General features: G+C 69.0%; 14 protein-coding genes. 4 read left to right on the top strand and 10 right to left on the bottom strand.

Going from position 1 to position 17052, the window contains the following annotated elements:
* Positions 1–240: 240 nt before the first annotated feature.
* A complete protein-coding gene (locus tag NUG20_RS08595; protein WP_263397930.1) occupies positions 241–672 on the bottom strand; it encodes an Lrp/AsnC family transcriptional regulator in 432 nt (143 codons plus the stop codon).
* Positions 673–800: 128 nt separating this feature from the next.
* Between NUG20_RS08595 and NUG20_RS08590 the strand changes: the two genes are divergently transcribed.
* Entirely contained in the window at positions 801–2297 is a 1497-nt protein-coding gene (locus NUG20_RS08590; protein ID WP_263397929.1) for an aminotransferase class III-fold pyridoxal phosphate-dependent enzyme, read from the top strand.
* A 7-nt stretch (positions 2298–2304) separates the two neighbouring features.
* Positions 2305–2604: a hypothetical protein gene (locus NUG20_RS08585; RefSeq protein WP_263397928.1), complete on the top strand. Its 300-nt coding sequence runs from the start codon at positions 2305–2307 to the stop codon at positions 2602–2604.
* 43 nt (positions 2605–2647) lie between these two features.
* Here the strand turns inward: NUG20_RS08585 and NUG20_RS08580 are convergent, their stop codons facing one another.
* Entirely contained in the window at positions 2648–3751 is a 1104-nt protein-coding gene (locus NUG20_RS08580; RefSeq protein ID WP_263398426.1) for a phytase, read from the bottom strand.
* Between the two features lie 41 nt (positions 3752–3792).
* A complete protein-coding gene (locus NUG20_RS08575; RefSeq protein ID WP_263397927.1) occupies positions 3793–6312 on the bottom strand; it encodes a TonB-dependent receptor in 2520 nt (839 codons plus the stop codon).
* A 137-nt stretch (positions 6313–6449) separates the two neighbouring features.
* Between NUG20_RS08575 and upp the strand changes: the two genes are divergently transcribed.
* Positions 6450–7082: a uracil phosphoribosyltransferase gene (upp, locus tag NUG20_RS08570; protein ID WP_263397926.1), complete on the top strand. Its 633-nt coding sequence runs from the start codon at positions 6450–6452 to the stop codon at positions 7080–7082.
* Positions 7083–7751: 669 nt separating this feature from the next.
* On the opposite strand, the gene NUG20_RS08565 is transcribed toward upp, so the two are convergent.
* From NUG20_RS08565 to rsmD, 7 genes are all read right to left on the bottom strand, one after another.
* On the bottom strand, positions 7752–9485 hold the full coding sequence (locus NUG20_RS08565; protein ID WP_317852738.1) for a glycoside hydrolase family 9 protein: 1734 nt from the start codon (positions 9483–9485) through the stop codon (positions 7752–7754).
* A 333-nt stretch (positions 9486–9818) separates the two neighbouring features.
* Positions 9819–10709 carry an MBL fold metallo-hydrolase gene (locus NUG20_RS08560; protein ID WP_263397925.1) on the bottom strand — a complete coding sequence of 297 codons (891 nt, stop codon included), beginning with the start codon at positions 10707–10709 and terminating at the stop codon, positions 9819–9821.
* 110 nt (positions 10710–10819) lie between these two features.
* Positions 10820–12559 carry a gamma-glutamyltransferase gene (ggt, locus tag NUG20_RS08555; protein WP_263397924.1) on the bottom strand — a complete coding sequence of 580 codons (1740 nt, stop codon included), beginning with the start codon at positions 12557–12559 and terminating at the stop codon, positions 10820–10822.
* Complete coding sequence (locus NUG20_RS08550) at positions 12556–12840, bottom strand: YfhL family 4Fe-4S dicluster ferredoxin (RefSeq protein ID WP_003466018.1); 285 nt, start codon at positions 12838–12840, stop codon at positions 12556–12558. Before NUG20_RS08550 ends, ggt begins: the two co-directional genes overlap by 4 nt.
* Positions 12841–13198: 358 nt before the next feature.
* The gene (locus tag NUG20_RS08545) at positions 13199–13693 is read right to left on the bottom strand and encodes a hypothetical protein (RefSeq protein ID WP_263397923.1); all 495 of its coding nucleotides are present in this window, start codon (positions 13691–13693) and stop codon (positions 13199–13201) included.
* A gap of 36 nt (positions 13694–13729) precedes the next feature.
* Positions 13730–14236: a pantetheine-phosphate adenylyltransferase gene (gene coaD / locus NUG20_RS08540; RefSeq protein WP_184411109.1), complete on the bottom strand. Its 507-nt coding sequence runs from the start codon at positions 14234–14236 to the stop codon at positions 13730–13732.
* Positions 14233–14838 (bottom strand): 16S rRNA (guanine(966)-N(2))-methyltransferase RsmD, encoded by a 606-nt coding sequence (gene rsmD / locus NUG20_RS08535; RefSeq protein ID WP_263397922.1) that lies wholly within the window; start codon positions 14836–14838, stop codon positions 14233–14235. The genes coaD and rsmD overlap by 4 nt, the downstream gene beginning before the upstream one ends.
* 202 nt (positions 14839–15040) lie before the next feature.
* Here rsmD and htpG point away from each other — a divergent pair, with 202 nt between their 5' ends.
* Positions 15041–16945 (top strand): molecular chaperone HtpG, encoded by a 1905-nt coding sequence (gene htpG / locus NUG20_RS08530; protein WP_263397921.1) that lies wholly within the window; start codon positions 15041–15043, stop codon positions 16943–16945.
* Positions 16946–17052: the final 107 nt, after the last annotated feature.

The raw sequence follows: 17052 nt of genomic DNA, 5'->3' as shown, positions 1-17052 counted from the left end.
GACTCGGGACTGCAGGATGATGTTCCGGGGCAAATCGCTGTCAAGCGGTTTGATGAAAAAAGCGCGTTTTTTGCACAAAAAGTGGCTTTTTGCGGCTCCGGCGTAACCGCTTTTCTGTGGGAGGGGCTTCAGCCCCGACGCATTATCGGTAAAGCGTCGCGGCTGAAGCCCCTCCCACAGAAAGCGCAAATGCGCCGAACTCGCGAAATCCCGAGTCCCGAGTCCCCAGTCCCGCCCCCCTCACCTCTCGAACTTCGTCGAAAGAATGATCGACGAGGTCGTGCGCTCCACCCCGTCCACCGCGCCGATGCGGTCGGTCAGCACATCCATGTCGTTGACGCCCGGCACCACGCCCAGCGCGATCAGGTCGTAGGAGCCGCTGACCGAATGCAGCACGCGGACCTCGTCGATCTCGCGCAGCGCCTTGACCACCGAGGTCATCTTCTTCGGCAGTACGGTGATCAGGATGTGCGCGCGCAGATGGCCCTGCTCGAAGTCGTCGCGGGTGCGCACCGTGTAGCCGCAGATCACGCCCTCACGCTCCAGCCGCTCGATCCGGCTCTGCACGGTGGTGCGCGACAGGCCGAGCTTGCGCGCGATCTGCGCGGTGGAGGCGCGGGCGTCCTCGCGCAGCAGCGAGAGCAGGCGTTCGTCGGAGGGGGTGATCTTCATGCGCGGCCGGATTTCGTCGAATCGACGAAATTATCCGATTTCCTGCACAAATCAACTCTGCCAACCGACGATCCGGTCCCGATAATAGAAGGTCTATCACTGCACGACCCGCCTCCAGGAGATCCCGCATGACCGTACTCGGCCCCCTCGCCCCGCTGCGCGCCCATGCCGGCGACCGCCTGACCGCCGGCCTGGACGATGCCAGCATCGCGCGCCTGGCTGCCTCGCATCCGCAGCTGGGCGCCGCGATCGACGCCGCCGCGGCCGAGCATGCCCGTCTGGCGCAGGAGTTCGCCGAGCTGCTGGAGCTGGACGAGGCCGAGCAGATCCGCACGCTGCAGGCCGGCTTCGTCAATTTCTACGCCGACGACGCGGTGACCCCGTACGTCGCGCTGGCCGCACGCGGGCCGTGGGTGGTCACGCTGAAGGGCGCGGTGCTGTACGACGCCGGCGGCTACGGCATGCTCGGCTTCGGCCACACCCCCGACGCGGTGCTGGAGGCGATGGCGCGGCCGCAGGCGATGGCCAACGTGATGACCCCGAGCGTGTCGCAGCTGCGTTTCGACCGCGCGCTGCGCGCCGAGATCGGCCAGCAGCGCGGCGGTTGCCCGTACAGCAAGTTCATGTGCCTCAACTCCGGCTCCGAAGCGGTGGGCCTGGCCGCGCGCATCGCCGACATCAACGCCAAGCTGCAGACCGACCCGGGCGCGCGCCATGCCGGCGCGAAGATCAAACGCCTGGTGGTCAAGGGCAGCTTCCACGGCCGCACCGACCGTCCCGGGCTGTATTCCGATTCCAGCCGCAAGGCCTACGTGCAGCACCTGGCCAGCTATCGCGGCGAGGACTCGGTGATCGCGATCGCGCCCTACGACGTGGACGCATTGCGCCGCGCGTTCGCCGAGGCCGAACAGCATGGCTGGTTCATCGAGGCGGTGTTCCTGGAGCCGGTGATGGGCGAAGGCGACCCGGGCCGCGCGTTGCCGCCGGCGTTCTACGCCGCCGCGCGCGAACTGACCCGCGCCCACGGCAGCCTGCTGCTGGTCGATTCGATCCAGGCCGGGCTGCGCGCCCACGGCGTGCTGTCGGTGGTCGACTACCCCGGCTTCGAGCAGCTCGATCCGCCGGACATGGAGACCTATTCCAAGGCGCTCAACGCCGCGCAGTACCCGCTGTCGGTGCTGGCGGTGACCGAGCACGCCGCGCAGCTGTACCGCAAGGGCACCTACGGCAACACCATGACCAGCAACCCGCGCGCGCTCGACGTGGCCAGCGCCACGCTGGCGCAGCTGACCCCGCAGGTGCGTGACAACATCCGCGCGCGCGGCGCCGAGGCGGTGCAGAAACTGGAGAAGCTCAAGGCCGAACTCGGCGGGCTGATCACCCAGGTGCAGGGCACCGGCCTGCTGTTCTCCTGCGCGCTGGCGCCGCAGTTCAAGTGCTACGGCGCCGGTTCCACCGAGGAATGGCTGCGCCAGCACGGGGTCAACGTGATCCACGGCGGCGAGAACTCGCTGCGCTTCACGCCGCATTTCGGCATGGACAGCGACGAGCTGGACCTGCTGGTCGGACTGATCGGCCGTGCGCTACGCGAGGGTCCCCGGCTGGCGCAGGCCGCGGCGGCCTGACCGAGGCGTGCTGCAAGCACTGGCCGAGTCGATCGCCCGGCCGCTGTTCGAACTCGTCGCGCAGTTGTTCGGCTACTGGAGCGGCCGGTTGTTGCTGCCGTTGCTGTCGCTGGGCTGGATCCGTGCCGAGACCCGGCGCGACCAGCCGTCGCGCCGGCCGGGCAAGCGCGGCCACGGCAGTCCGCTGTTCTACCGCAACGCCAGCGGCAGCCTGATCGCCAGCGACGATGCGGTGATGGCGCTGGGCCTGGGCTGCTGGGCGTTGCTGGCGCTGGCGGTGTTCCTGCTCTACCGCTTGGCGTCCTGAGTCCGTGCCGGCGCGAGGGGCTGCCCTGCGCCGGCATCGCCGCTCACCGCGCGCACTCCTTCAAGCGCAGGCTGCGCGCGATGTCGCGCCAATCGAACGCGGCCACCGCCTGGTCGTCGTGCAGGGCGTAGAACACGCCCTGCGGGAAGCGCGCGTCGCCGCGCTGATCCAGCCACACACCGTCGGTGTTGGCGGTGACCTTGCCGGCGAAGGCGCCGACATGCGCCAGCGTCTGCCGGTCGTACACGTGGAACAGGCTGCGGTCCTTGAACTGGTCGGTGCCGATCCAGTAGCCGCTGCCGTCCGCGCAGCTCAGCAAAGCGATGCCCTCGGCCTGCGCCTTGTACAGGTCCGCGCCGATGTCGCGCCCGCGATACCTGCCGTCGGCCAGGCCGTATTCGCGCAGGCGGGTGCCCGTGGCCACGTCTTCCTCGGCCAGCAGCAGGCGGTCGTGCGCCGGATCGGCGAACACCGATTCGGCGATGCGGATCGCGCCGGCCGCCGAGGTCTCGCCGAAGGTCTGGGTCAGCGTCGCGCTCCAGGCGTCGCCCTGCTTGCGCAGCTGGTAGCGGCGGAAGCGCTGGCCCAGTTCGGCCAGCGGCGGCACGGTTTCCTCGTCGGCGCCGAGCATGTAGTTGTCGCTGACGATGACCTCGATGCCGCCGTCCTTCGGCCGCGCCCACAGCCCGTACGGCTTCTTCAGGTCCTCGGCGCCGAACAGCGCGACGGAGGCGAAACCGGGCAACGCGAACGCCTGTACGCGATGGTTGTCGCGCTCGACCACCAGCGCCAGATCGCCGACCACGGCAATCCCGTTGGGTCGGTCCATCTGTCCGGGCGCGACGCCCTTGCCGCCCACGGTGCGCAGGCGCTGCCCGCTGGCACCATCGAACACCACCAGCTCGCCGCTCTTCTTGGCGGTGGTGATGACCCAACGCTGGCCCTGCGGCGTGGTCCAGCTGGCCGGCGAATCGAGGTTGTCGGCCGGGGTGGACGCGGTGAGGAAGGCTTCGGCAATCACGGTGTGCGGCAAATTGGCCGCGCTCAGCAACGGGTCGTGTTGCGCGCCCTCGTCCGGCTCGCGGTCGGCCGCCGGCGCGGTGCCGGCCGGCGGCGTATTGGCGCAGGCCGCGACCAGCCCGCAGATCAGCGTGATCGCCGCCAGGCGCAGCGTCGGCTGCGCGCCCGTCACAGCTTCACCCGCAGGCCGACGGCGAAGGTGCGGCCGTATTCCTCGTACTGCTGGGTATGCGTGCGCGTGCCCTGGTAGCGTTCCAGTGGCTTGTCGAGCAGGTTGGAGGCGTCGAAGTACAGCTGCACGGTGTCGGTCACCTGGTAGTCGAGACTGAAGTCGAGTTGGGTGTTGGGGGCCACGAAGATATCGTAGTCGCGGGCCTTGCCCAGTTCGTCGAGGTAGTCGCTGCGGTACACCGCCGAGAGCCTGGTCGAGAAGCCGTCGCGTTCGTAGCCGAGGAAGGCGCTGTAGACGTTCTTGGAGGCGCGCGGCAGCGCGAAGTCCTCGCCCTGCCGATCCTCCAGGCCCGGATCGAACTCGGTATGCAGCCAGGTGCCGCTGACCCCGCCGAGCAGTCCGTTCCAGCCGTCCGGCAGGAACGCGAACTGTTGCTGCCAGTTGAACTCGGCGCCGTAGACTTTGGCGCTCTTGCCGTTGATCGCCATCGCGACGTCGTAGCCGGCGAAGGCAGGATCGTCGTCGATCACCGTGTCCACGATGTAGCCATCGATCGACTTGTGGAACAGGCCCAGCGAGACGATGCCGGTCTTGCCCAGGTAGCGCTCGAACGACAGGTCGAGGTTGGTCGATTCGTAGGGATCCAGGTTCGGATTGCCCAGCTCCACTTCCTCGTCGTCGTTGTTGATCGTCGCGTGCGGCGCGATCTGGCCGAAGCCGGGGCGCGAGACGGTCTTGTTGAGCGCCGCGCGCAGCGACCAGTCGTCGCCGCCGTTCCAGCGCAGGTGCAGGCCCGGCAGCACGTTGGTGTAGCTGCTGCTGGCCTGCAACGCGCTGGCCGCGAACGATTCGCCGTCGTCGGCGAGATCGACTTGGTTGCCGCTGGCCCTGAACTGGGTGTTCTCCACGCGCACGCCGGCGATCACCCGCAACGCGCCGATGTCCCAGGTGCCCATCGCGTAGGCGGCCAGCACGTCTTCCTTGGCGACGTAGTCCTCCGCCAGCGCGCCCACCGCGTTGCTGCCGACATCGCCGTCGTCGGCGCTGTACTGGCTGCCGTCCTGCGCCCAGTAGCGGCGCAATGCCGAGGAACTCAGCGCTTGGCCCAGGCTGTTGCGCCGGTGTTGCGGCAGCGCCACGGTCCAGTCGGCCAGGTCGATGGCCGGTCCCTCGGACAGCTCGCGCTCGTCCTTGTCGACGTCGCGGTCGCGCCAGCGCCCGAGCAGGCCGAATTTGTAGCTGGCGTTGTCGCCGTCGAAGCGCACGTTGAGCTTGGCGCTGTACTCGTCGTCGTCGGTGCGGCCGGGCGAGAGCACGAACTTGTCGAATGCGTAGTCGTCGTTGGACACCCAGTCGTCGCTGGACAAGCCGATGGCGGGCATCCGCTTGTTCTGGTCGATGGTCGCGTCGAGATCGTCGCCGTCGTACTCGAAGCGCGCTTCCTTCTCGTCGTTCACCCGCTCGCGGGTCTTGGTGTAGCCGGCCTGGTAGTCCAGCACCGCGCCGCTCAGGCGGTTCTCGCCGCCGAAACTCGCCGCCAGCGTGTCCTGTTGCTTGGTGCGGTAGCGCACCCGCTTGGAGATCTCGTCGACCGGCGCCGCGTAGGTGCCGTCGCCGTTGCCCTGGATGTCGTCGGCATCGAAGGCGATCACCGTGTTCTGCCGGGTCTCGGCGTCCTCGAAGCTGCTGAACAGCGTGCGCAGGTAGTAGCGGTTGTCCTGGTCCGGATGCCAGTCCAGGTTGAGGTTGGCGCCGATGCGCTTGCGGTCGATGTGGTACTTGCGGCGCTGCTGCTCGACCATGACCAGGTCGCCGCCGTCGATCGCGTCGTACTCGCCTTCGGTGTTGTCGGACTGGAACTGGCGGTCCTGGTAGTTCAGCCCCAGCGCCACACCGAACGTGTCGTCGGCGAACAGGTCGCTGTAGTTGAACGAGGCCTTGGGGCTGGTCTTGTCGCTGAGCTGCTGGTGGTTGGCCTCGAGCTTGGCGCGGATGCTGCGGCCGTTGCGGTCGAATGCCGAGGCCGACTCGACCAAGATCGCGCCGCCGATCGCATCGCCCGGCATGTCCGGAGTCGGCGACTTGACCACCTTCAGCCGCTCGGTGGATTCGGACGGGATCACGTCCATCGGCGCGGCGCGGTTGTCGCTCTCCGGCGTGCCGATGGCGATGCCGTCGACGCTGACGCTGTTGAGCGCCGCGTCCAGCCCGCGCACCACCACGAAGCGGCCCTCGCCCTGGTCGCGGGTGACGCTGACCCCGGGCAGGCGCTGCAGCGACTCGGCCACGTTCTGGTCCGGATAGTCGCCGACCTCGTCGGCCGAGACCGCGTCCAGGATCGCATCGGACTCGCGCTTGAGGTCCACCGCGCGGGCCTGGGCCTCCAGTTGCGGGCGGACCTCGACCCGATCGAGGTCGGTCGCCGCATCGGCGGCGGCGGCCTGTGCGCCGGGAGCGGCGCAGGCCGCGCTGAGGCCGAACGCGATCGCCACGAACAGCGGAGTCTTGGTATGCACGGAAGCCGATCCCCATTTCACGTTAAGAATGGGGAAACAACATATTTCCGACACGTTGCGTGCTAGTGACACGCAGCCGCTGGCGGCCGCCAAGCCCGCTGCGGCACACTGTGCGCAACCCCGTCGCGAGCGCCCCCATGAAGATCGTCGAAGTCCGCCATCCCCTGGTGCAGCACAAGATCGGCCTGCTGCGCGATGCCGCGCTGAGCACCAAGGGCTTCCGCGAACTGGTCACCGAGTTGGGCACCCTGCTCGGCTACGAGGCCACCGCCGACCTGGAGACGGAGACGCATACGATGGAGGGCTGGGCCGGCCCCACCCAGGTGCAGCGCATCGCCGGCGCCAAGATCACCCTGGTGCCGATCCTGCGCGCCGGGCTGGGCATGCTGCCCGGCGTGCTGGCGCTGATCCCGGCGGCGCGGGTCAGCGTGGTCGGCCTGCAGCGCGACGAGGAGACGCTGCAGCCGGTGCCGTACTTCGAACGCCTCACCGGCCGCCTGGAGGAACGCGACGCGCTGATCCTGGACCCGATGCTGGCCACCGGCGGCACCCTGATCGCCACCGTGGACATGCTCAAGCGCGCCGGCGCGCGGCGGATCAAGGGCATCTTCCTGGTCGCCGCGCCGGAAGGGCTGAAGGCGCTGGAGGCGGCGCACCCGGACGTGGAGGTCTACACCGCCGCGATCGACGACCACCTCAACGACAAGGGCTACATCCTGCCCGGCCTGGGCGACGCCGGCGACCGCATCTTCGGCACCCGGGTCGGCTGAGCTCGGGCGGTTGGGCCCGGGACCAAGTGCGGGCGCTTCTGCATTGGCGTTGGCGTTGGCGCGGCATGGCGTGCCGGACCTACTGTGGGAGGGACCCCTGTGGGAGGGACTTCAGTCCCGACTGCACAATGCCGTTCGAATAGTCAGCTGGGCGCACTGTGGGAGGGGGCTTCGGCCTCGACGGTTTCCGAAGCCGGGAAGATCGTCGCTTCGCTCGTCGCGACTGAAGTCGCTCCTACAAGGACCTTCGGATAGCTGATTGAGTGCTGCAGGTGGGCTTCAGCCTCTGCGGTTTCCACAGCCGGAAGATCACTGCTTCGCTCGTCGCGACTGAAGTCGCTCCCACAAGAACCTCCGGATCGCTGGCTGGGCGCTCTGCAGGTGGCCTTCAGCCCCAACGTTTCCGCAGCCGGAAAGATCGCCGCTTCGTTCGTCGCGACTGAAGTCGCTCCCACAACGACCTTCGGATAGCCAGCCGGTGCACTGTGGGAGGGGCTTCAGCCCCGACTGCTTCCGAAGCCGGGAAGATCGCCGCTTCGCTTGTCGCGACTGAAGTCGCTCCTACAGATACTCCGACAACTGTAGGGAGCTGAATCGAATGCGCTTGCAGGCCCGGTCGCGGCAGCAGCGGCGCGCCGTCGCCAGCCAGGCCGGCGACCGCGCACGCACTCAGCGCTGCAGCACCTGCAGCGCCGCGCTCACGTACACCAGCGGCGCGTTCCAGTTGATGGCCACTTCGTTGGTCGCGTAGCTGCACTCGGCGTCCAGGTAGGACAGCGCCGGCAGCGTCGAGGCATAGGCGTGCTTGCACTCCTTGGCGTCCTGCTGGCCCGGCTGCGGGCCGCCGACCAGCAGGCCCGGCACCGGCATGGCGACGCCGTCGGCGATGGAGATGCGATGGTGGATGTGCAGCGGTGAGCGCGCGCCGATGCCGGTGACGAAGGACATGCCCAGTGGGTTGCGCCCGAGCACGTAGTCCAGCTGCGACTGCGCGGCCTGCAGGTACTCCGGCTTGCGCTCCAGCTGGTACGCCTGCAACAGCAGCATCGCCTGGTTCAGCGCGGTGCTGTTGCTGCCCCAGTGGAAGTCGGCCGGGGCCATCGCCACCTTCCATGCCGATCCCTGCCAGGCATGCAGCAGGTGCGTGGCCACGCCGTCGATCTCGCGGGCGATGCGCGCCTGGTCCGCGTGCGGCGTCAGCCGCGCGCGGTGCTGCGCCAGCGACATCCACGCCAGTCCGCCCACCGAGCCCCAGTTCGGCACGCTGGCCGGCACGTTGCGCGCCATCGCCGCGTCGTAGAACGCGTCCTCGCCGGTGGCCAGGTACAGCTCGGTGGCCGCCCAGGCGAACTCGTCGTCGAGCTTGGCGTCGTCGTAGCCGCCGGTGTGCACGTCCGCCGGCTGCCGGTAGATCGCGTCCGGATGCGCCTGCGCCCAGGCCCAGGCGCGGCGCGAGGCCTGCAGCATGCGCTTGGACACGCCGCCGAAGCGGTCGTCGAACGGTGCGTAGATGCGGCTGGCCTGGGCCATCACCGCGGCGAAGTCGAGCGTGGCCGCGGTGCTCTTCTGCACCACGTAGCGCGGCGCGTTGGCCTGGTCGGGCATCTGCATGCCGCCGAAGTCCAGGTTGGTCAGCTTGTGGTACACGCCGCCGTCGCCGGGATCCTGCATCGCCAGCAGCCACTGCAGGTTCCAGTCGACCTCGCGCAGGATGTCCGGCACGCCGTCGCCGCTGTCCGGAATGCCCTCCTTGTGCGCGGCGAAATAGGCCGGGAACTGTTCGTAGGCGGCCAGCAGCGTGTACACGCTGATGCCGGAATTGACCACGTACTTGTTGTAGTCGCCGGCGTCGTACCAGCCCTTCGGCGCGGAGATCGCGGTGCCGGCCGGACGCCCGGGCGAGGCCGCCGAGGCGTGGACCAGCACATGCGTATCCGGGTGCCCTTCCGCGCGCGCGTGGCGGCCGGCGTACTCGCCGGGCAGCGCGGTGCTGGCGCGGTTGAAGTAGTAGGCCTTCAGCGCCGCGCGCGTCACCGCCTCGTAGGCATCGGCGCCGATGGCGAAACTGTCCGACGGCGGCAGTCCGTCCACGCGCAGGCGATAGCGGCCCGGCGCGCGCAGCGTGGAGAAGTCGGCGATGCGCACCGTCTGCTGTGCCGGCGCCCAAGTCGCCGCGGCGCCGAGCGTGCCACGCAACACCACCTTGCCCGAGTCGGCGCGTTCGACCGCGAATGCCTCGCCGTGGCCATCGGGCACCACCGCGAGCTTGCTGGCGGCCGGCAGGTAGCCGACCTGGTTGAGTCGGATCGGCGGCATGGTGGCGTCCTCGGAGCGCGAGGCGCAGCCGCCGACGATCAGGCAGGCGAGAAGCAGGCAACGCAAGGCGGCAGGCAGGTTGTTCATGCGGCGATACTGGCCGGCCGCGATGACGGCTGCAAGCGCTGCGCGGCGGGCTTTCAGCCGCCAGCGGGAATGCGCGGCGCGTGGGGCTGATCGACGCGATCGGGATGGGCCGCGCCGCGATGCTGGGGCGCGTACGCGCAAGACAGGGCGAGGGAACGCATGCCGATAGGCGATCAGGCGCTGATGCCGTCCGTACGCGCCCAGGCGCGGCCTTTCGGGTCGGCGTGCGCGCACCAAGCGACCGCGTGCGGCTTGTGACTGGCAACCAGCTCGCGCGCGGCTGCCTGAGCGCCGGGCACGGCAACGTGGCCTGCGCCAATCGTGGCAACCGCCCTAGCCCGCCAGCGACCTTGCCTGCAGCGTCGCCAGTTCGTGGGTGGTGACGAACCGGCCCTTGGCGTCGCGCGCCAGTTGCGCCAGCGCGCAATCCGGATCATGGGTAAAGAACAGGTGCACGTTGCGCGCCAGCGCGTCCTCCAGGAACGCGCGCTTCTCGTCGATCAGCAGCTCGGCGTTGCGGTCGTAGCCCATCGTGATCGGCACATGCACCCACGAGCGTCCCGGGATCAGGTCGGCGCAGAACGCGACGCCGCCATGCGTCTGGCCATCGGCCTGCTGCGCGCCGACGATCTCGGCGAGCATCAGCCCCGGAGTATGCCCGTCGCTGAAACGGAAGCGCACCGCCTCGCCCAGCGCGTGCGAATGCGCGCCGTCGACCAGCTCCAGGCGGCCGCTGGCCTCGAGCAGGCCAGGCAATTCCGGAATGAAACTGGCGCGGTCGCGCGGATGCGGCTGCAACGCGCGTCGCCAGTGCGCCGCGCCGACCAGGAAGCGCGCGTTCGGAAACAGCAGTTCCGGCGCCGCGCCTTCGCGCCACGGCGCCAGCAATCCGCCGGCATGGTCGAAGTGCAGATGGCTCAGCACCACCACGTCGATGTCGGTGTGCGCCACGCCGGCCTCGCGCAGCGAATCCAGCAGCACGTGGCGGTCTTCCTGGACCCCGTAGCGCTCGCGCAGCGCCGGCGCGAAGAACGCGCCGATGCCGGTCTCGAACAGCACCGTCTTGCCGGCCAGCGGCCGCGCCAGCAGTGCGCGGCAGGCCAGCGCGATGCGGTTGCCGTCATCGGGCTCGGCCCACTGCTGCCACATCGCCTTGGGCGCGTTGCCGAACATCGCGCCGCCGTCGAGTTTCTGGGAGTTGCCTTGGATGGACCAGAGTTTCATTTTTTCGGGACTCGGGACTCGGGACTCGGAAAGGCTCGCAGGCGTTACGCGGCGACGACAACTCGCAACGGCGCGGGCGATGCCGTCATGAAGCTGCCGACACGCATGGCTCAGCGCGCCGGCGTCGTCAGTTGCACCTCGGCCTTGCCGACTTCGTTGCGCGGGTCGCTGCCGCCGCTGAGCGTGTTGCTGCGCTTGTCCCATTGCACCGTCTGCAGGTTGCCCCACACGTGGCTGGAACCGCGCCCGCCTTCGGCGCTGTCGCCTGGCAGCTTGAGCGTGTGGCCCATCGCCTGCAGGCCCTGCACGGTGGCCGCGTCGAAGGTGCCGGTCTCGGCCTCGATCACGTCCGGCAGCCACTGGTGGTGGTAGCGCGGCAACGCGGCGACCTGCTGCGCGCTCAGGCCGTCGTCGTAGCCGAGGATGCCGAGCAACACCATGGTGATGATGCGGCTGCCGCCCGGGGTGCCGAGCACGATGGTCTTGTCGGCGTTCTCCATGAAGGTCGGCGTCATCGAGCTGAGCGGGCGCTTGCCTGGCTTGGGCGCGTTGGCCGCGTAACCCATCACCCCGAATGCGTTGGGCGTGCCGGGCTTGAGCGCGAAGTCGTCCATCTCGTCGTTGAGCAGCACGCCGGTGCCCTTGGGGATCAGCCCGGAGCCGAACAGCAGGTTCACGGTCTGGGTTCCGCCGACGCGGTTGCCCTCCCCGTCGATGATCGAGAAGTGGGTGGTCTCGTCGTCCTCCAGCGGGGTCGGCTGGCCCGACAGCAGGTCGCTGGGGGTGGCCTTCTCCGGATTGATCGTCGAGCGCAGGCCGATCGCGTAGTCCTTGCTCAGCAGCACGCGCTGCGGCACCGCGGTGAAATCCGGATCGCCCAGGAAGAAGGTGCGGTCGCGGTAGGCGCGGCGCATCGCCTCCACCACCAGGTGGGTGCGGTGCGCCGGGTCCATCGCCTTCAGGTCGTAACCTTCCAGGATCTGCAGCATGCTGGCCAGGGCGATGCCGCCGGAAGACGGCGGCGGCGCGGTGGTGACGGTCCAGCCCTTGTACTCGAACTGGATCGGCGTGCGCTGCTTGACCGTGTAGCCGGCCAGTTCCGCCGCGGTCCAGTGGCCGCCGGCCTGCTTGACCCCGGCCAGCAGCTTCTTGGCGGTGGCGCCGCGGTAGAAGCCGTCGAAGCCCTTTGCCCCCAGCAACTGCAGGGTGTCGGCCAGTTCCGGCTGCTTGAACAGGTCGCCTTCGGCGATCGGCTTGCCGTTGCGCAGGTACACCTCGCGGGTGCCGGGATAGCGCTCCATCACCTTGCGCCGGGCCTGGTAGCCCTCGGCCATGCGCCGGTACACCGGGAAGCCCTCGCGGGCGATGCGGATCGCCGGCGCCAGCGACTGCTGCAGCGGCAGCCGACCATGCTTGGCCGCCAGTTCCACCAGCGCCGCCGGCAGGCCGGGGATGCCGGCCGACCACGGGCCGTTGACCGAGCGGTCGCGGTCCAGCGCGCCCTTGGCATCGAGGAACTTGTCCGGCGTGGCCGATTCCGGCGCGTATTCGCGCGCGTCCAGCATCGTGTCCTTGCCGGTCTTGGCGTCGTGCAGCAGGAAGAACCCGCCGCCGCCCAGGCCGGAGCTGATCGGCTCGACCACCGCCAGCGTCGAGGACACCGCCACCGCCGCGTCGAATGCGTTGCCGCCCTCGCGTAGGATCTGCAGGCCGGCGTCGGTGGCCAGGCCGTGGCCGCTGGCGACCGCGGCGCCGGGCGGATGCGCGGCGGCGGCGGCCGGCGCTTCGGCCCACGCCGGCGGCGCCAGGACCAGGGCGAGCAGCAGGACACGGCGGACGAGCGTTCTCATGCGGCGGGGGGCTCCTGTGGGTACAACTCGGGATGATCGCGCTGCAATTGCAGCAGCTTGGCCAGCAACTGGTCGTGGCTCTCCGGGATCGCCGGATCCGGGTCGATGCATTCGACCGGGCACACCACCACGCACTGCGGCTCGTCGAAATGGCCGACGCATTCGGTACAACGGGCCGGATCGATCACGTAGATCGTCTCGCCCATCGCGATGGCCTGGTTCGGGCAGGCCGGCTCGCAGACGTCGCAGTTGACGCAGAGCTCGTTGATCTTGAGGGACATTTCGCAGACTTCGGCACTAACCCGGGCATCTTACCGGATCGGGCGTGGAGGACCCGGCGCGCGGGGTTCTTGCCTGGTGGGACGCTGCATCGCGCAGGCGGTCGGGCACAGGCCACAGCAGCTGTCGCAGGAACGGGGCGCATCGTGTGCGCGCATCGGCGGCGATTGCGACGGCATGCGGGAACGATGGCGCTGTCAGCGCTGGCGGGCCGCGCTTGATCCGACATCACGCTCCAAATGGCAGCGGTGCCGACTGCGGCAGGCAGCTAGGGGCCGTCGGTCGCGGCGATGGCAAGGGAGGCATCTCCCTGCCAAGCAATACGTCCGGCGCGCCCAGGCGGGCGCGCCGGACGTCGCATCACTTCGCTTCGACGAAGATGTACTCGGCGCCGGTCGGCTGGATCACGGTCTGCACGCGGGCATTGTCGGCGGCGGCGCCGATGTAGACCACGCGCACGCCCTTCATCGTGTTCGGCTCGACCTTGGCGAACGCCGCGGCGATCAGGTCGGCCATCTTGGCCGAGGCCGAGGAACCGAACGCCAGCATGTTGCCCGGCTGGATGCCGCGGCCGATGGCGGTGGTGGCGCTTTCGACCTGGCGCTCGTACTTGGCCTGGAACTCCGGATCCGACTCCGGCGGCAGGTAGTACAGGAACGGGCTGTTGGTGACGTTGCCCATGTTCTGGATCGCCACTTCCTGCAGGTACTTCTTCCAGCCGGCATCGTCGTCCTTGGACGGCGCGGTCAGCGCCGCCTGCGCGTCGGCGGCGGGCGCGGCGGGCTCTTCCTTCTTGCAGGCGGTGAAGCCCAGTGCCAGCGAGGCGATCAGCAGCACGCGTACGGTGTTCTTCATGGATGGCTCCCTTGTTGTCTGTGAATGGCGGACGGCTCAGCGCTGCGCCGCGGCCTGGCGGGCCTGGACCAGCGCCTGCACCACCGACGGCGGCACGAAGCCGGACACGTCCCCGCCCAGCCGCGCGATCTCGCGCACCAGCGACGACGAAATGAAACTGTGTTGCTCGGCCGGGGTGAGGAACAGCGTCTCCACCTCCGGGATCAGATGCCGGTTCATGCTCGCCATCTGGAACTCGTATTCGAAATCCGACACCGCGCGCAGGCCGCGCAGCAGCACCCCGCCGCCGACCGAGCGCACGAAATGCGCCAGCAGCGTATCGAAGCCGATCACCTCGACGTTGCGGTGCCCGGCCAGCGCCTCGCGGGCCAGGTTCACGCGCAGCTCCAGCGGCAGCGTCGGCCCCTTGGACGGGCTCTGCGCCACGCCCACCACCACCTGTTCGAACAGCGGCGCGGCCCGGTTGACCAGGTCGATGTGCCCGTTGGTGATCGGATCGAAGGTCCCGGGGTAGACGGCGATGCGGCTGTGGGCCACGGTCATGCGTTGGATACCGCGTGAAGGTCGCCGGGAAGTGTAGCAGCGGTGCGCCGGTACAGGGCAGCGCGGACCTCGCGGCTGCCACCCTCGCGGTACAGCGCCCACTGCGCCGGCAGCGCCGGCGCGTGCCCGGCCGGCGATTCCAGGTACAGCCAGGCGCAAGGAGCCAGCCGCGCCGGCAGCCGCTGCAGCACCGCGTCCCACAGCCCGGCGGCGAACGGCGGGTCGACGAAGGCGATGTCGGCCGGGGCCTCGGTGGCCGGCGCGGCCAGCCAGCGCAGCGCGTCGTCCTGCACTACCTGCACCTGGTCCTGCGCCTGCAGCTTGGCGACCGTGGCGCGCAGCTGCGCGGCCAGCGCCGGATCGCGCTCGACCAGGCAGGCCGAGGCCGCGCCGCGCGACACCGCCTCCAGACCGAGCGCGCCGCTGCCGGCGAACAGGTCCAGCACGCGCGCGCCGGGCAGCGCCGGCAGCAGCCAGTTGAACAGGGTCTCGCGGACCCGGTCGGAACTCGGGCGCAGGCCCGGCAGGTCCGGCACCGGCAGCCGCGTATTGCGCCAGCGCCCGCCGATGATGCGCACCTGGCCTACGCCGGCACGGCTCACCGGCCGCCTCGCACTTGTCGGGACTGGAAAGGAAACGGGCGCGGGCTCGGCATCGACGGCGGCGGCACGGAACGGGGCCCGGATGATAGACCAGCGCCGCGGCCACCGCTCGCGCTTGAAGCCGGACCCGGCCGCCACCATGTCCGCTGGCAGAGTCGCGCCCTCCTCCGCGCGGCCAGCCATCACCATGGAGCAAGCACCGATGAGCGTGGAAACCCAAAAAGAAACCCTGGGCTTTCAGACCGAGGTCAAGCAGCTGTTGCAGCTGATGATCCACTCCCTGTATTCCAACAAGGAGATCTTCCTGCGCGAGCTGATCTCCAATGCCTCCGACGCGGCCGACAAGCTGCGCTTCGAGGCGCTGGTCAAGCCCGAGCTGCTGGACGGCGATGCGCAGCTGCGCATCCGCATCGGCTTCGACAAGGACGCCGGCACCGTCACCATCGACGACAACGGCATCGGCATGAGCCGCGAAGAGATCGTCTCGCACCTGGGCACCATCGCCAAGTCCGGCACTTCCGACTTCCTCAAGCACCTGTCCGGCGACCAGAAGAAGGATTCGCACCTGATCGGCCAGTTCGGCGTGGGTTTCTACAGCGCCTTCATCGTCGCCGACCAGGTCGACGTGTACAGCCGCCGCGCCGGGCTGCCGGCCAGCGAAGGCGTGCACTGGTCCTCGCGCGGCGAAGGCGAGTTCGAGGTCGCCACCATCGACAAGCCCGAGCGCGGCACCCGCATCGTGCTGCAGCTGAAGGAAGGCGAGCAGGACTTCGCCGACGGCTGGAAGCTGCGCGGCATCGTGCGCAAGTATTCCGACCACATCGCCCTGCCGATCGAACTGCCCAAGGAACATCACGGCGAGGACAAGGACAAGCCGGAAACGCCGGAGTGGGAAACCGTCAACCGCGCCAGCGCGCTGTGGACGCGGCCGCGCAACGAGATCAAGGACGAGGAATACCAGGAGCTGTACAAGCACATCGCGCACGACCACGAGAACCCGGTGGCGTGGAGCCACAACAAGGTCGAAGGCAAGCTCGACTACACCTCGCTGCTGTACGTGCCGGGGCGCGCGCCGTTCGACCTGTACCAGCGCGACGCCTCGCGCGGGCTCAAGCTGTACGTGCAGCGCGTCTTCATCATGGACCAGGCCGAGCAGTTCCTGCCGCTGTACCTGCGCTTCGTCAAGGGCATCGTCGATTCCAGCGACCTGCCGCTGAACGTGTCGCGCGAGATCCTGCAGTCCGGCCCGGTGATCGACTCGATGAAGTCGGCGCTGAGCAAGCGCGCGCTGGACATGCTGGAGAAGCTGGCCAAGGACGAACCCGAGCGCTACAAGAGCGTGTGGAAGAACTTCGGCCAGGTGCTGAAGGAAGGCCCGGCCGAGGATTTCGGCAACCGCGAGAAGGTCGCCGGCCTGCTGCGTTTCGCCTCCACCCACAGCGGCGACGCCGAGCAGAGCGTGGCGCTGGCCGACTACGTGGCGCGGATGAAGGAAGGCCAGGACAAGCTGTACTACCTGACCGGCGAGAGCTACGCGCAGATCAAGGACAGCCCGCACCTGGAAGTGTTCCGCAAGAAGGGCATCGAAGTGCTGCTGCTCACCGACCGCATCGACGAATGGCTGATGAGCTACCTCACCGAGTTCGACGGCAAGTCCTTCGTCGACGTCGCCCGCGGCGACCTGGACCTGGGCAAGCTCGACAGCGAGGAAGAGAAGCAGGCCATGGAAGAAGCGGCCAAGGCCAAGCAGGGCCTGGTCGAGCGCATCCAGCAGGCGCTGGGGGAGGACGTGTCGGAAGTGCGCGTGTCGCACCGCCTGACCGACTCGCCGGCGATCCTGGCCATCGGCCAGGGCGACCTGGGCCTGCAGATGCGGCAGATCCTGGAAGCCAGCGGACAGAAACTGCCGGAGAGCAAGCCGGTGTTCGAGTTCAACCCGGCGCACCCGCTGATCGAGAAGCTGGACGCGGAAGCCGACGGCGAGCGCTTCGGCGATCTGGCGCGGGTGCTGTTCGATCAGGCCGCGTTGGCCGCGGGCGACAGCCTGAAGGATCCGGCTGCTTATGTGCGGCGGCTCAACAAGTTGTTGTTGGAGTTGTCGGTGTAAGCGGGCGTTGCCGCTGCCTGCGTTATGCGCAGCGCAGCCAAGAAAGAAGAGGGCCTGCGGGCCCTTTTTTGGTCAGCCGCCGACGCTGCAGCGATGGGAAGACCGGG

This window comes from Xanthomonas sp. CFBP 8443, assembly GCF_025666195.1.
Classification (GTDB): Bacteria; Pseudomonadota; Gammaproteobacteria; order Xanthomonadales; family Xanthomonadaceae; genus Xanthomonas_A.
This window is presented reverse-complemented; position numbering and strand designations above follow the sequence as displayed.